This is a genomic window from Dictyobacter kobayashii (assembly GCF_003967555.1).
GTDB classification, from domain to species: domain Bacteria; phylum Chloroflexota; class Ktedonobacteria; order Ktedonobacterales; family Ktedonobacteraceae; genus Dictyobacter; species Dictyobacter kobayashii.
In genome coordinates this window covers 483,653-498,448 of the sequence record NZ_BIFS01000002.1, presented here as the reverse complement: position 1 = coordinate 498,448, position 14,796 = coordinate 483,653, and the positions used below count along the sequence as shown (strand labels likewise).

The window sequence follows — 14,796 nt, the reverse complement described above, 5'->3', positions numbered from 1 at the left end:
AATCAGTCTGACTCCTTATCTACTTCGTAATATACCCAGAACGCACTGGAACGAAATACGAGTATAGTAATCAATAAAATAATGGCGAACAGCATCCAGAGCAACGCGGAACCATAGCCGAAGCGTTGTGAATAGAAGAACTGCTCGTACACATGAACCATATAGAGGTAGTTTCCGTGTGGAACTGAACCGTTGGTCGCGGTGTTACCGGTATCGGAGAGCAGCAATGGTTGGATCAGCGTTTGCAATGAAGCGATCATCCCCATTACGACCTGGAAGAAAAGGATGGGACTCAAAAGTGGCAGCGTTACTGAATGGAATACTTGCCAGTGACCGGCTCCATCTACTGTAGCGGCCTCTTGCAGTTCTTGTGGGATACCTTGCAAACCAGCCAGAGAGATAATCATACCACCGCCAATGCCCCAGAGTGTCATCAAGATCAGAGCATAGAACGCGGTTGGATCGATCAGCCAGGTAATGGTAGGGCCACCAAGGCGTTCTATCAGAGCATTTAGCGCGCCGGTATCGCGTGCGAACACAGAGCGCCAGATAACCGCAGACGCCACAATCGGCACTACTGAAGGCAGATAAAAGATGGTCCGAAAAATACTGATGCCTTTAAACTGCCGATTTACCAGTAGTGCCAATCCCAGTCCGCCAGCTATGCTGATCGGCACTGTGATGATCATAAAGAGCAAGGTGCGCCCCAGGCTATAATAGGTGAGAGGATCGGAGAGCAATTCCACATAATTCTGAAAACCGATCCAGCGCCAGATCGAAATGCCATCAAAATTGGAGAAGCTCATTACAAAAGCATAGATAAAGGGAATAACAGTCAGCGCTAGAAAACCTAAAATCCAGGGAGAAACAAAGAGATAGAACAAGCGATTAGAGTAGCGTTTCCATTGCCGTCGTGTTGTGCGAGAGCGTGGATTGGCTATTGTTGCGCCCTGCTTCGTCGCAAGTGCCATGAAGACCTACCTTTCTGGGTGTCTACATATGTCTTTGCTCACACAAGAGGGTCTTGCTGGTTTTGATCCAGGCAAGACCGCTCCTTGTTGTAACCCCATACTTAACCAATCTGCGACTTGCCCTGCTGCAACAGTTTATTGATGGTTGTATTCAACTGCTGTAGTCCACTGTCCAGGCTCGTTTGTCCGAGCATAACAGGTTTAATATTGTTATCAATGGCCTGGCTAATGGCCTGTGTTGTCGCATAGGGGGTAAATTGATAGGTGCTGAGATAAGGCAGTTCTGCTTTTTGTACGTTATAAGCCTGCTTATCATAAGCAGTTGCATTGGGTATTTGATCAAAGAGGTGCTTAAGGGGGGAGAGACCGGTGCCGGATTTCGCGCGTGCCACAGCTGGATCGCCACCCATATAGAACTCGAAAAATTTCCAGGCTTCATCCTGATGTTTCGATTTTTTAGGGATATACCAGCCGGTGCCACCATAACAATTACTGACTCTTTTGGTCGTACCCCATTGCGGCGCTGGAATCAGCAACGATTGCTTGCGCGTTTTAGGATCGGAAGTAGCCAGGTAGCTACTGAACCAGTAGCCCCATGGAACCATACCCATACGGCCACTAATAAAGAGTGGCCCCGACCAATCAGTACTAGGGTCGAGCGGTGAGTCACCTACACGGGCTTGCGCCCAACTCACAAACCACTGTATGATCTTGCGTATCTCCGGCTGCGTAAAGTCCATTTTACTGAGATCATTATTGACGTAGAGGGAAGCGCCCGCCTGATCCGCCATCGTCAGAATTTGTGCCAGGAAATCCCAGTTGGTACTCATGCCATAGGTTTTTAATTTGCTGCCCTGGTGAACCGTTAAGCGTTTGCCCAAATCCAGCATCTCATCAAAGCTGAGAGGCTGCTCCTGGCTGGGATAAGGCACCTTTGCCGCATCGAAAGTTGCCTGATTGATCCAGTACATAGAATCCTGTGACCAGTCATGTGGCATACCATAGCGTGGCCCCTGACCCTGCTTTTGACCATCCCAGCGATAGAGATCGCACACAGGTTGCAGATCATCCTCCTTAAGCAAGGTACTTTGTTTAAAATAATTGGTCAGATCGAGGGCTACGCCGCGCGCCGCTAAATTGGTAATCTCCGAACCGCCGGGCGTCTTAACAATATCGGGAGCGCTATTCGAGGCCAGCATGGCGCTCAAGCGGCTGACATCATAGTCGATGCGCTTGATAACGATGTTGGGATTTTGTTTCTGGAAGACACTGATCCAATGCTTACTCAATCCGGTATCATTGTTGTCATTGGCGTCATCCATGATGGTCAATGTGACGGGCCCTGAAGAACCGACCGCAGGCCCACTACAGGCAGCCAGTATGGCTTCGATACCACTGGCCGCACCGACAACGGCGGCTGATTGAGCAAGGAAACGACGACGTGTAGGTGATGAAATGTTGTTGTGCTCTGTCATAGAATATTCCTCCATCCCTGGGAAAATAAAATAGACGCAACACTTCGAAGCAAAAATTTTGTGCCTCGACTTTGAGACTATAGATAGAAAACACAGGCGCCAGTGGCGCAGCCTGGGTACGACTTCCCCTCGTACTGAATGGCAAAAGGGCAAATAAAGCTCTACAATTATCTGGGTGTAGGGCAAGGCGCGGTTGAATCACGAACGATCAATTTGGTTGAGAGCTCGATGCGCGGAACTTCAAGGGATTGTTCATCCAGTACGCGATAAAGCGTTTCTATTCCTACTCTCCCCAATTCATATGTTGGCTGGCGCACTGTAGTTAGTGGTGGGGTTACAAATGAAGCAAACCTGGTATCGTCAAACCCAACCACAGAAATATCTTCTGGTATGCTTAGATTATGCTCGCGAATGGCCCGCATTGCGCCTACTGCCATATCATCATTAAAGGCAAAGATAGCAGTTGGCCGATCTGCAAGTTCCAGCAGGCGGCATGCCGCGCTATATCCCCCATCGACCGAGAAATCACCATGGCACACCATCTCGGCTGAGTAGGTATTGTAGAGGCCAGCGGCTATCAGGACTGAATGAAAGCCGGCCAGGCGATCAATGCTGGCATTCCAGTCTGGATAGCCAGTGATCACTCCGATACGTTTATGCCCAAGTTCGACCAGGTGCTCGGTGGCGGCTCGACTGCCAGACATGTTTGCCGCCGATACAGTCGGAATCTCGTCGCCAAGCGGGTAACGCGGATCAACGACTACAAACGGATAATTCTGGGCACGTAGTTTCGCCAGCTCATCTTTGCTCTCAGAGGGCAAAATCAATAGTGCGCCGTCGGCCCCGCCGCCGCGCAAGCGTTCTAGTAGCGTTACCTCGCGGCTATGCTCGTGTCGGGTGGGGCAGATTACCAGATTGGCGTCATGCTCTTCGGCTACCTGGGTGGCTCCCTCCAAAATTTCAACAAAGTGGTCGACTCGGGGAACTGTAAAAGCGATGTAGCTGACGTGACCACTGACCAGCGAACGAGCATGGCGATTTGAGACATATCCCAACTCACGTACATATGCCATGACCTTATCGCGTGTCGCCTGTGACACATCAGGCCGCTCGTTCAGGACGCGTGAGACGGTCGCAATCGACACACCAGACTTTTGGGCGATATCCCAGATGAGCGCACGCGATGGGCCGCCTTGATTCTTTGCCCTTTTATCACTCACAAACCTCTCCTACTAGAAATACCAGTTGTACTTCGTTTTCTTGATCGCGGAAAAAACCGTAAACGTTTCCGGGACTTGCTTCAAGTCTAAACGGAATAAAACATGTTTGTCAAGTATTTTAACCAGTAAAAATCCCCAATTTGAAATATATCTAGCATAAAGCCATGTCTTGACAAACAAAAATGCCCATGTTACCTTTATTTCAGTGCTGCAAATCCGGAAACGTTTACGGAATGGCACACCTTTAAGAAGGCAGCTCTATTAACCTATCCCCATCGAAACAAATTGGTCACGGAGGACCGGCATACCTATTTTCTAAGGAGAAAAAGGCTATGGGTAAAAAGCAGCAGATGCTGAGATGGATGATGGTAGTGGGTGCGGTGATAGCAACGATTAGTCTAAGTCTAAGTTATGTTTTGTTCACAGGTGTACAAACCGCGGAAGCCAGAGCAAAACCCTCCTCCAACAATCTTGTGCTTAATCCCGGCTTTGAGTCTGGACTTACTAATTGGCTAGACGCCGGAGGCGATCCTCAAACCAACACCCAGGTGGTGCACTCAGGCACACAGGCCCTCCAACTAGGGCCAGCACAGCAGGCGCGCACGCAGACTGTGACCTTGCAGCCCAACACCCTTTATACGCTGACCGGCTGGGGCAAACTGATAGGGAGCCACGATTACAGCCAGATCAGTTTGCTAGTTACAGATAACACAGGCCAGCTTTATGGATACCAGATGCATTTTAGTGATGTCGACTGGACCTGGCAGGGGCAGACGGTTTTAACCCCCAGCACGATTAAATCGGCGTTAATTTTTATTCAGAAAAATGCTGGCACAGGAACATTTTACGCAGATGATATCTCGCTGGTTGCTGGTCGTAATCCTCTGGTCTGGCCTTACGAGGCTAACAGTATCTGGAACACGCCAATCGGCTCTAATGCGGTCTACAAATCAACGTATATTCAGAAGGCCGCCAATGTCTCCTTTGATCCTGTTTTCTTTTCCAACTTGCAGGGGGCCGTTGATTATAGCACCTATCCTCTGTATAGTCCCGATGGGCCTTCGTACACAGTGGGTGGCGTTACCTATGGTGGACGCTGTAAAGGCACCACGAACTATGGTACGATCAAATTGCCTGACAATCTGGTGGTAGGAGATGCTACACTGGCCCCCAATTATTCGACGCCCAATAATGCTGCTGGTATCGTACAGCCTGATGGGCGCACAGTTGTACAGATACAGCCACTGGCACGTTGTGACGCGAACGGACCGGCGAATGGCTATCGAGGGACCGAGAGTGATCTCTATGGAGATGGAATTCTAGGGACACACTTTGGCTCTGGTATGAACGTGTTGGGAGGCTTAATTCGCCAGAGTGAACTGGTTAATGCCACACCGATTATGCACTCCTTGCAGCTTGAAGTATGGGGTCGCAAATATTTTGCCTACAATCAAAGCGATCCTCAGCCCGGCTTCCGCTGGCCTGCCGCAAATCCAGATGGTTATGCTAAAGATCCAAATTATGGTTATTGCACCCTTGATCCCTGTAAGAGTAATCCAGACACCAGTTTCCGCCAGGGATCATTAATGGCGCTCAATCCCAGTCTGACTCCACAGAGTCTGGGTTTGACCAGCGCCCCAGCTATCAAGCTTTTCTACGCACTCCAGCACTACGGTGGTTATGTTGTCGATGATACCGGTTGGGATGACAACCAGATTGGCATCGATAATAGCGCTCTTGCTGATACTAACCTTGCGGATGCAACGTTTGTAAATGATGTTAACACGCTCTTTGCCAATCTGCAGATTATCGATAACAATAGCCCGAACAGCATTGGTGGTGGTGGAACGCCCCTGGTAAAGCCTGCCCCGGCGATCCATGCGAAAACCCTTACGCCCCTGAGCAAAACAGGCTGGAGCGCAACCGCCTCGGACAACAGTGCCGATGCATCGCTGGCACTGGATGGTAATGTCTTAACCGGTTGGAATACTGGCAAGGTCCCCTATGCAGGAGAAAACATTGTCATCGATATGAAGAAGCCACGCACCTTCAACCGCGTTGATATGGATAGTAGTCTCTATCCGTTCGCGCATGTCCAGGATTATGACATCTATGTCTCAGATGATGGCGTCAACTGGAGTAGCCTGGTCACGCATGGTTCTGCATCGCGTACCAGTCAGATTACTTTTGATACACAGACCGCACGTTACATAAAGATTCAATCGACAGGAGGTAGCATCAATCCATCCCAAATCTGGGCCGTCGACGAGATCAATGTCTTTAATGTCAAAACCCTGTAATATCACAACCCTGTAAACCCTGATTGGAGGGTCATGCAGGCTACGAAAAGCGACCAGCAGACATTTTTAAAAGTCTTCTACCACACGAAGTCGTGAAAAGGAGTTCCCTTCATGAGAAGACACGTTTTGCAGCGTTGGCAAACCAATCCTGCCAGGAAAACCTCCTGGTTAACTCTCTGTATCGCTTTGCTTATAGGCATAAGCCTGGCTTTTAGCTCGCCACAGACGGCAAGTGTAAAAGCCAGCAGTGGAACGCGTGACCCCCTGGTCCAACCCTTTGCCAGTACAAGTATCTGGAATATGCCAATTGGTTCTAATGCCAGTTATGTTGCCGCTAACATACCTGCCGCTGGAAATACCAGTAGCGACGCTGATTACTTTATTACGACCTCGGCCTCTGATCCGCAACGCAATCTTTATGATCCAGGCGCGTGGGGTCCTGGACGCTGTACCGGGACGCAGTTGAATGGGCAGGGGCCGATCGTCATTCCTGATAACACCGTTGTGCCCGATGCAACCAGCAATCCCTATTCTACTCCAAACAATGCAGCGGCGATCTTGCAGCCAGATGGGAAGACGCTGGTGCAGATTGAGCCGCTGGCACGCTGTAGTGCGGGTGGCAATGTTTATGGTTATCGTGCGTGCAATGCAGATATCACAGGAGATGGCATCTGCGGCGGCCATTTCGGTTCCGGGCTTAGCAGTATCGGGGGCATGATACGCTTAAGCGAGTTACAGGCCAGTGGTGATCAAACGATCCCGCATGCACTCCAGCTAGAAATCTGGGATAAATATCTCTACGCCTGTAATGGCACCGTCAATGGTTATCGCTGGCCTGCTGATCGTGCCGACTCAGGTGCCTGTGACAGCAGCAATGCAAATTCCTACAAAGGGACAAATGCCAGCCTTATGCAAGGCTCTCTGCTGGCTCTTTCACCAACGGCCACGCTGGATGGCCTGGGGATCAAGACCGACGCAGGGCGTAAAATGTTCTATGCGCTGCAAAATTATGGAGGTTATGTGGTCGACGATACAGGCTGGGATGACAACCAGATTGGGGTTGAAAATACCGTGCCTGCGAACTATGACTTTGGCTCCGGTGATTTAAAAAGCGATATCAATAGCCTGTTTTCTTCGCTGCAGGTTATTGACAATAATTCATCTAGCAATATTGGCGGTGGTGGTACGTTACGTGCGCCTCTTGCGCCACCGTTAGATGGTACTGCGCTGGATCGTAGCGGCTGGACTGCCAGGGGAACATCCAGTAACGCGCTACAGGCTCCTTTTGATGGAGACAGCTCAACACGCTGGACGACAGAGACTGCGCAGACCAATAATCAGTTTTATCAGATAGACATGGGACAGATTAATCGTATCAGTAGTATTACCCTGGACAGTAGTCAGTTTCCCGGCGATTACCCCAGGCAGTATATTGTCTTCTTATCAACATCTAATTGGACCTGGGGGAATGCAGTTGCGGCCGGGAGCGGAAATAACTCAATCCTGACCATTTCATTCAGTACACAGTCTGCTCGCTATATCACTATCCAGCAAACAGGTAGCGCAAGTAACTGGTGGAGTATTGGTGAGCTCAATGTATATCCATAAGTTGTAATGTGGAGCCTTTCCTTTTTGAGATGCATCTCTCTCGTGATGCTGGTGATCGCCAGCATCGCGTACGATCGACCCGTTTGGCCAGCAAATGGGTCGATCATACGCGATGCACTTTGTTGAGGTGCAGGTAAAAGATTTGCCACCAGTTGATTAACGATTGGGTAGGGCGGCCACAAATGTGCCGGCGACTTTAAGGTCGCCGGTTTGATCGATGGCCTGGAGCGTACCTGCAATGCGGACCTCGCCCTCGGCCTCATACTTCTCTGTGATCTTCCCTGAGCAGGTGATGATATCGTTGAGATGGGTCATGCCCTTGAAGCGGACGCCGAATTTGCGTATAGCCTGTGGACCTACGTAATCGCTCACCATCTGTCCCACCAGACCCATGATGAGCATCCCGTGGGCGATGATGCCGCCAGTACCAATCATCTCACCAACCTTTGGATCGGTATGCAAAGGATTAAAGTCGCCCGAAGCTCCTGCGTAGCGCACGAGTTGCAGGTGGGTGATCGGCTGTGTCGTCAAGGATGGAATGGTATCGCCAACCTGGACATCATCGGCATACAGCACTGGCTGTACCTGGTTTGTCATGGCGTTGCGCCTCCTTTCTGTGCTATCCCACACTACTCCCGAACAACGATGGTGGTCCTGGTATTCACTGGCTGATCATTTTGGTTGACATAACGTGTCTCCATGGTCAGGATATCCAGTGAATGGCCGCCGCTGCCGGGACGTGTCTTACCATCAACCAGGGTGGTGGTACCGGTTAGTACATCATTGGGATAGATGGGGGCCAGGTACTCATACTCTTCTTCGCCATGCAGGATACGAGCCACATTGATGCCCAGTTCCGCCATGCTATTGCCGCGTTGACGATTACCCCAGAAGTTGAACATGGTGGGAGTAGTAGGCGAAATGGGAACATCGGGGTAGCCAGCCGCCTGGGCCGCCTCACGGCTGTGATAGATCGGATTGGTATCGCCGATCGCCGTGGTGAGCTCATGGATCTTATTTCTCTGCACCTCGTAAGTGAAAGGGGCAAAGCGATAGCCAATTTTGCTGGTATCGAACATACAGGCTCCTTTGCGCAAACTTAGCGTGGGCCGCCGGCTACATAGATGATCTGACCACTGACGTAGCTGGCTTCCTCTGAAGCAAGGAAGTTAATAACATTGGCAACGTCGCGTGGTTGGCCCACACGGCGTACTGGAATAGCTTTGGAGGCCGCCTCAATCCGCTCCTGGGGATCGAAGCCCATGCGCCGAGCCGTCGCGCGCGTCATCTCAGTATCGATAAAGCCTGGTGCCACCGCGTTGGCGGTGATGCCAAAGGGTCCCAGCTCGATGGCCAGCGTGCGTGTCAGTCCCTGGAGTCCAGCTTTGGCGGTCGAGTAATTACTCTGGCCGCGATTACCGAGGGCCGAAGTAGATGAGAGCGAGATGATGCGCCCATATTTTTGTTTGACCATGTGCACCTGGGCGGCCCGGCTACAGAGGAAAGCGCCGCGCAGATGCACATTCATGACCGTTTCCCAATCATCATCCGTCATTTTGAAGAGCAGATTGTCGCGCGTCACCCCGGCATTATTGACCAGGATATCCAGCTGCCCAAAGTGGTCAACGCCTTGCTGTATCGCTGCCTCCACCGCATCCTTCTCGGTTACATTGCAAGCCACGGCCAGAGCCTGTGAGCCCACTTTTTCTATTTCAGCCACCACCTGCTGACTACCATCGGTATCGATATCGGCAACCACAATCCGTGCCCCATCTTCAGCCAGTCGTAATGCTGTGGCGGCCCCGATGCCTCGACCAGCACCTGTGACAAAAGCTACACGTCCATCAAGTTTACCCATGATACTTATCCTTTCGTACTTATAAAGCATAATAAATAATGGTTGTTTGTGGGTTTGCCCGGTATCCAACTGGTTCCGGGCAAACCATGCGGCAGGAACTTATTCCTGCCAGCTTAGCAGCACATCCAGTGCCTCAATCGAGCCGGGCTGGACGAGCAATGGATTGATCTCCAGCGCACTCAAATGAGGTCCCAGTGCCTGTGCGAGCATGCTGATGCGATAAATGACCTGGCTGAGTTCGTGCAGGTTGACACCAGCCTGGCCACGCGCGCCCCGCAGGAGGGCCGCTCCGCGCAGCTCACCCAGCATCGTGAGAATCTCAGCAGACTGGATCGGCAGCACACGGACCGCTGTATCTTTGAGCACCTCCGTCCAGATTCCACCCAGACCAATCGTGAGGACCAGGCCCCAGAGAGGATCGCGCACAATGCCGACCAGCAACTCAAGGCCGGGCGCCCGCATCGGACTGACCAGAATACCCTCGATCTCCGCATCTGGTGCTTGCGCCCGCACACGCTCCAGCATGGCGTTGAATGAGGAATGCACCTCTTCCACTGTACGCAGGTTAAGCGCTACACCCCCGATATCGCTTTTATGCGGCAGCGCGGGCGATTGGATTTTGAGGGCGACAGGCAGACCCAGCGTCCGGGCGGCCGCAACCGCTGCATCCGCCGTAGTGGCTAGCTGACCGGGCACCAGTGGGATGCCTGAGCGCTGCAGCAACGTACGTGCCCGTGCCTCAGACCAGGTTCCTCTGGCCAGATCGGTGGCAAGCGGTGGCAGTGGTGTAGCCTCCTGTGCTGGCATCCCTGCTGAGGCTTTAAGTTGTTCGGACCACCAGATGAATCTACCCAGGGCACGTACGCCATGTTCCAGGCCGGCGATAAAATGCAGGCCGGTACGCTCAACGACCAGGCGTGTCGTAGCTGGCAGATCCATGCAGGTATTGGTGGTCAGAACGACCGGGCGCGGCGCCGAGTGAATAATGCGCTTGAGATTATCATAGAGTGGCAGCGTGGTGGCCAGCGTTTCAGGGGTGGGTTCCCGTCCCCCTTCGACCGTAGTCAGGTTGAGCACAAAATCCAGATTGGGATCGTTGACCACTACCTCCAGCGCACGTTGCTGAAGTGTTGCATCCACTACCACATAGCCGGTCACATCCAGGGGATTGTGGCTGGTCGAGAACGCAGGCAGCACATCATGAAGCCGCTCTATAGTTTCCGGTGCGAAATCAGGGAGCTCCAATCCAACCTCTTCCGCCAGGTCCGAAATAATATCACAGGCCCCGCCGGAGGGGGTCACTACGCCCATGCGACGGCCGGGTAGCGGCGGCGTATAGCCTGCCAGGGCAGCGGTCGTCAAGAGATCTTCAAGCGAGGAGACACGAATAATACCCAGCTGGCGAAAGGCGGCCGCATTAATGGCATCATTGCCAACCAGGGCACCCGTGTGGGCCAGGGCGGCCCGCGAGCTGGCCTCGCTCCTGCCAATCTTGAATACCACGATAGTCTTGCCCAGTGCGCGTGCCTTCTCGGCAACGCGCCGCAGCTCAGCCGGATGGCGCACGCATTCCAGAAAGAGCGCAATAGAACGCGTAGACTCATCGGCCAGCAGATAGTCCACCACATCGGTTACCGAGATCATACTCTCGTTTCCTACCGCCACCAACAAACTCAATCCAATGGCATGTCCCTGCGCAAAGGCCAGCACCGCGCTGGTAAGGGCACCGCTTTGCAGGACCACGCCGACTGGACCAGACTTGAGCGGAGGGGTAATGGGCAGGCCGTAAGGTGTGATCTGATCAGTGATATTAATGAAGCCATTGCCATTAGGACCCAGAATGGTCAGCGCATGTGCCCGAGCATACTCAAGCAGCTCCTGTTCAAGCTGCGCGCCCGCCTCACCCGTCTCGCTAAAGCCGGAGGTTAACACCACAAAGCGCGTCGTACCCAGCTCGGCTGCTTCCTGCACAATCGAGAGCACGCGGGCCGTTGAAACCATCACAAATGCCAGGTCCACCACCTCAGGCAGGTCGCGCAAAGACTTGAATGCCCGTTGTCCATGCACAATCTCCCGATTAGGATTAACCAGGTAGACAGGACCCGCAAAGCCGAAATTCTTCAGGTTGTCAAAGGTATAGATCGACCAGCGTGAGTTATCGGTTGCTCCAATCAAGGCAATATTACGTGGGCGAAAAAAGCGGTGAAGCTGCTCTGCTGATATATGTTGGGACGGTATCATGCTTTAGTACCTCGCACATATACGAACTCAAACAACATTGTAAGAGAACTGGTTCAGGCCGAGAATATCACTCAAGGAGCTGAAAATAAGGCAGGGTGAAGTTCTCTTCAACGCTTTGAAAGCTGACCTGCACCGCAGCACCAATCTGGATACGTTCACGCGGAGTCTCGACGAGGCGTGACATCATGCGCACACCTTCCTCCAGTTCAATGATCGCGACAACAAATGGGAGATCTGTGGCGAACGGTCCGTAAGCCTGGTGGACAACCGTATACGAATAGATCTCCCCCTTGCCGGTCGTGACGATCCAGCTGAGAGTGGAGGCATGGCAATGTGGGCAGAGTGCGCGAGGATAGAATACGGCCCTTGAACAGCTAGTGCAGCGCTGGATACGCAGTTCGCCCTGCGCCAGGCCCTCCCAGTAGGGACGGGAATCGCTATCCTGCTGTAGCAGAGAAATAGGTAATTGTTCAGGCATGCGCTCAATTAATCCTTTCCCAAAATAACGGTAGCGGCCGACGAGAGCACACCACCCGTCCCATGGGCCAGGGCGATCCGAGCCCCCTCGACCTGGCGCGCGCCACATTCACCACGCAGCTGGCGTGTCGCCTCAATAAGCAGGAAAATGCCATACATGCCGGGATGGCAGTAGGAGAGTCCTCCGCCATTGGTATTCATCGGGAAGAGGCCGCCGGGCGCCGTACGTTGTCCGCTGACAAAGGCTCCTCCTTCACCACGGCCACAAAAGCCCAGTGCCTCCAGCGTTAGCAGCACCGTAATCGTGAATGAATCGTAGATTTCAGCCACATCAATAGCGTTCGGCGTAAGGCCAGCCATCGCGAAGGCGGCCTGTCCAGAGGTAATCGCCGCCCGGTGGGTAGCCAGATCAGGCATATTAGCGATCGTATTATGTGTATGGGACTCGCCATGTCCGAGTATCCAGACTGGTGCTTTGCGGGTAGTACGGGCCCGCTCGGCCGATGTGACAACTACAGCCCCGCCACCATCGGTGACCAGGCAGCAATCCAGCAAGTGCAGTGGCTCGGCCACCCAGCGCGAGTTGAGTACATCCTCGATACTGATCGGGTCGCGCATCATTGCCTTCTCGTTCATGGAGGCCCATTTGCGGGTCGCCACCGCCACCTCGGCCAATTGCTCACTGGTCGTGCCATACTCATGCATATGGCGCATCGCCGCCAGCGCATATGCGCCCACCGGTGTTGGCAGGCCAAAGAGCGGCTCATACTGTTCGGTCAACTTAAAGGCTGTATGGCCACGCTGGCGTGAACGATCAGAGCGCTGGGTGCTGCCATAGGTGATCAAGGCCACCTCAAAGAGTCCCGCCTCAATGCCGGCCAGCGCGTGTCCGATATGGGCTTCAAATGAAGAGCCGCCGATGTTCGTGGAATCGGTATATTTGGGCTGGAGACCCAGATATTCGGCCAGCATCAAGTTGGTGGACCAGGCCCAGTTGCCAGCCCCAAAGAGTGCCTCCACATCATTGAAGTCCAGGCCCGCATCGGCCAGCGCGGCCTGTGCCGCCTGCGCCTGGAGTTGGAGCACAGTTTTATCCGGGGTGCGGCCAAGATCTGATTCGGCCACACCCACAATCGCGGCCCTGCGCGAGGAGACCATTAAAGTGCCTCCCCCAGTTTCACATGGCCGCGCAACAGATTACGTGAAATGATAAAGCGCTGGATCTCATCGGTGCCCTCAAAGATTCTCCACAGGCGCACTTCGCGATACCAGCGCTCCACCGGTAGCTCTTTGGTATAGCCCATGCCGCCGTGGATCTGGAGCACCCGATCAACGACATGATTGACCATATTGGAGCCATGTAGTTTCGCGATCGAAGAGGCGTGGCGATTATCCTGTTTCTGCTCCGCCAACCAGGCCGCGTAGAGCGCGAGCCAGCGTGTCGCCTCGATCTCAACATGCGAATCGGCGATCATCCACTGGATCGCCTGGCGATCAGCAATCGGCTTACCAAAGGTCACGCGTGTATGGGAATAATCGATGGCCATCTGCAAGGCGCGTTCCGCCACACCCACTGCCCGGCAAGCGATCGCCCAGCGTCCCGCCCCGATCCACTGCATTCCGAGATTGAAGCCACCATTAAGTTTGCCCAGGATATTCTTTTCGGGGACGCGTACATTCTCAAAATAAAGCGAAGCCGGTCCCCACTCGCCCATCGTGTGGATATAATCGGAGCGCCAGCCCATCTCACGATCAACCAGAAAACAGGTCACACCACCGTGCGCGCCCTTCTCCACGTCCGTGACCGCAAAGACCATAGCAAAGTCCGCCTCATTCCCATTAGTAATAAAGACCTTCTCGCCATTAAGAATCCAATGATCTCCATCCTGGATCGCGCGCATCTGAATATTAGCGGCATCCGAGCCGGCGCCAGGTTCGGTCAGCGCAAAGCAAGAGCGACGCTCACCATTGATGGTAGGGATTAAATAGCGCTGTTTTTGTTCTTCATTGCAATAATAGAGGATATTATCGGCGTTGCCGCCAAAGGCAAACGGCACAAAGGTGCGGGCCAGCTCCATGCTAACGACCGCTGTCATTAACGGACCAAGATTCGCCCCACCGTATTCTTCTGGGGTATTAATGCCCCAGAAACCCATCTCTTTGGCCTTACGTTGTAACTCCCGAATCTTGCCAGGCTCGATGCCGGGGCGGCCCTCGCGCTCATTGCGTAGCACATCCCCTTCCAGGGGCATCAATTCTCTTTTTACAAAATCACGCACGGTCTGCTGAACCATTTTCTGTTCGTCGGTCAGGCTAAAATCCATGGCTGGCTCCTTTGCACTATTGATTGAGTCACGACCTTGCAGATAACAATAGACCTCTTAGTCTACTGTCCGTATCAGGCTCATAAAAAAGATGGGCAGACCCTTACTAATCGTTGTAAATGTCTGCTGCTGGTGGCACTGTATCATTCCTTTTTGTTTTTCGAGTGGGACGGGAATAAAGCGCCCGCAAGGGGCGCACGTACTGTGCGGGAATAAAGCGCCCGCAAGGGGCGCACGTACTGTGCGGGAATAAAGCGCCCGCAAGGGGCGCACGTACTGTGCGGGAATAAAGCGCCCGCAAGGGGCGGTATATTCCATTTAA

At 53.0% G+C, this 14,796-nt stretch carries 12 protein-coding genes; 2 read left to right on the top strand and 10 right to left on the bottom strand.

Going from position 1 to position 14,796, the window contains the following annotated elements; genetic code table 11:
- Window positions 1-2: 2 nt before the first annotated feature.
- From EL645_RS28905 to EL645_RS28895, 3 genes are all read right to left on the bottom strand, one after another.
- Window positions 3-971 carry a carbohydrate ABC transporter permease gene (locus tag EL645_RS28905; protein ID WP_126555084.1) on the bottom strand — a complete coding sequence of 323 codons (969 nt, stop codon included), beginning with the start codon at window positions 969-971 and terminating at the stop codon, window positions 3-5.
- A 101-nt stretch (window positions 972-1,072) separates the two neighbouring features.
- Complete coding sequence (locus EL645_RS28900; protein ID WP_161977781.1) at window positions 1,073-2,446, bottom strand: extracellular solute-binding protein; 1,374 nt, start codon at window positions 2,444-2,446, stop codon at window positions 1,073-1,075.
- Window positions 2,447-2,613: 167 nt separating this feature from the next.
- On the bottom strand, window positions 2,614-3,666 hold the full coding sequence (locus tag EL645_RS28895) for a LacI family DNA-binding transcriptional regulator (RefSeq protein WP_126555080.1): 1,053 nt from the start codon (window positions 3,664-3,666) through the stop codon (window positions 2,614-2,616).
- 332 nt (window positions 3,667-3,998) lie between these two features.
- On the opposite strand from EL645_RS28895, the gene EL645_RS28890 reads away from it, so the two are divergent.
- Together EL645_RS28890 and EL645_RS28885 are read left to right on the top strand one after the other, a co-directional pair.
- Window positions 3,999-5,966 carry a discoidin domain-containing protein gene (locus EL645_RS28890; protein ID WP_126555078.1) on the top strand — a complete coding sequence of 656 codons (1,968 nt, stop codon included), beginning with the start codon at window positions 3,999-4,001 and terminating at the stop codon, window positions 5,964-5,966.
- 111 nt (window positions 5,967-6,077) lie between these two features.
- A complete protein-coding gene (locus EL645_RS28885) occupies window positions 6,078-7,574 on the top strand; it encodes a discoidin domain-containing protein (RefSeq protein ID WP_126555076.1) in 1,497 nt (498 codons plus the stop codon).
- 156 nt (window positions 7,575-7,730) lie between these two features.
- On the opposite strand, the gene EL645_RS28880 is transcribed toward EL645_RS28885, so the two are convergent.
- The 7 genes from EL645_RS28880 to EL645_RS28850 form a co-directional block, all read right to left on the bottom strand.
- A complete protein-coding gene (locus tag EL645_RS28880; protein WP_126555074.1) occupies window positions 7,731-8,171 on the bottom strand; it encodes a MaoC/PaaZ C-terminal domain-containing protein in 441 nt (146 codons plus the stop codon).
- 32 nt (window positions 8,172-8,203) lie between these two features.
- Window positions 8,204-8,653 carry an FAS1-like dehydratase domain-containing protein gene (locus tag EL645_RS28875; RefSeq protein ID WP_126555072.1) on the bottom strand — a complete coding sequence of 150 codons (450 nt, stop codon included), beginning with the start codon at window positions 8,651-8,653 and terminating at the stop codon, window positions 8,204-8,206.
- A gap of 20 nt (window positions 8,654-8,673) precedes the next feature.
- Window positions 8,674-9,432 carry an SDR family oxidoreductase gene (locus tag EL645_RS28870; protein ID WP_126555070.1) on the bottom strand — a complete coding sequence of 253 codons (759 nt, stop codon included), beginning with the start codon at window positions 9,430-9,432 and terminating at the stop codon, window positions 8,674-8,676.
- Between the two features lie 99 nt (window positions 9,433-9,531).
- On the bottom strand, window positions 9,532-11,673 hold the full coding sequence (locus tag EL645_RS28865) for an acetate--CoA ligase family protein (protein ID WP_126555068.1): 2,142 nt from the start codon (window positions 11,671-11,673) through the stop codon (window positions 9,532-9,534).
- A 67-nt stretch (window positions 11,674-11,740) separates the two neighbouring features.
- The gene (locus EL645_RS28860; RefSeq protein WP_126555066.1) at window positions 11,741-12,151 is read right to left on the bottom strand and encodes a Zn-ribbon domain-containing OB-fold protein; all 411 of its coding nucleotides are present in this window, start codon (window positions 12,149-12,151) and stop codon (window positions 11,741-11,743) included.
- A gap of 8 nt (window positions 12,152-12,159) precedes the next feature.
- Window positions 12,160-13,308 (bottom strand): acetyl-CoA acetyltransferase, encoded by a 1,149-nt coding sequence (locus tag EL645_RS28855; protein ID WP_126555064.1) that lies wholly within the window; start codon window positions 13,306-13,308, stop codon window positions 12,160-12,162.
- Window positions 13,308-14,474: an acyl-CoA dehydrogenase family protein gene (locus EL645_RS28850; protein ID WP_126555062.1), complete on the bottom strand. Its 1,167-nt coding sequence runs from the start codon at window positions 14,472-14,474 to the stop codon at window positions 13,308-13,310. Before EL645_RS28850 ends, EL645_RS28855 begins: the two co-directional genes overlap by 1 nt.
- Window positions 14,475-14,796 lie beyond the last annotated feature (322 nt).